This is a genomic window from Rhizobacter sp. P2_H2, assembly GCF_056403375.1.
In genome coordinates this window covers 1-832 of sequence record NZ_JBFUFP010001611.1, presented here as the reverse complement: position 1 = coordinate 832, position 832 = coordinate 1, and the positions used below count along the sequence as shown (strand labels likewise).

At 72.6% G+C, this 832-nt stretch carries 2 protein-coding genes; one reads left to right on the top strand and one right to left on the bottom strand.

Translation table 11 applies throughout. The annotated features are described in order from the left end of the window. Positions 1-659 (top strand): glucokinase (locus tag AC1D15_RS35085; RefSeq protein ID WP_477829711.1); only part of this gene is annotated, 659 nt, incomplete at its 5' end. Here AC1D15_RS35085 and AC1D15_RS35080 read toward each other — a convergent pair. After that, positions 660-832 (bottom strand): SDR family oxidoreductase (locus tag AC1D15_RS35080; RefSeq protein WP_477829712.1); only part of this gene is annotated, 173 nt, incomplete at its 5' end.

Sequence of the window (832 nt, the reverse complement as noted above, 5' to 3'; positions counted from 1 at the left end):
TCACCGCGCTCGCGCTGTCGCTGCCGTCGCTGAAGCCTGCCGAGTTGCGGCAGGTGGGCGGTGGGGCGGTGGTGGAGGGGGCGCCGGTCGGTCTGATCGGCGCCGGCACCGGGCTCGGTGTGTCAGGCTTGCTGCGGGTGCCCGGCAGCGACCGGGTGGTGCCGCTGAACGGCGAGGGCGGCCATGTGTCGCTGGGCGGTGCGACGCCGCGCGAGGACGCGGTGATCGCGGCGTTGCGCCAGCGCTACGGTCATGCCTCGGCCGAGCGGGCGTTGTCGGGGCCGGGGCTGGTGAGCCTCTATGAAGCGCTGTGCCAGGTCGACCGCGCGAACGCGCAGCCGCTGAGCGCGGCCGAGGTCAGCGAGCGTGCGGTGGCCGCGAGCGACGCGCACTGCGTCGAGGCGCTGGACATGTTCTTCGCGCTGCTGGGCAGCGTGGCCGGCAACCTGGCGCTGTCGCTGGGCACGCGCGGCGGGATGTACATCGGCGGCGGCATCGTGCCGCGCCTGGGCGACCGGATCGACCGGTCGACCTTCCGCGAGCGCTTCGTCGCGAAGGGGCGTTTCCGCGACTACCTGCAGGCGATGCCGACCTTCGTCGTGCAGGCCAGCACCTCGCCGGCCCTGCTGGGGGCCTTGCGGGCGCTGGACGATCTGTGATCAGACTTCCGCCGCGATGCCGCCCATCGCGTGGCTGAAGCCGGCGTCGACATAGGTGATTTCCGACGTGACGCCGGCTGCCAGGTCGGACAGCAGGAAGGCCGCGACGTTGCCGACGTCGTCGATCGTCACGTTGCGGCGCAGCGGCGCGTTCTGCTCGACCACCTCGAGGA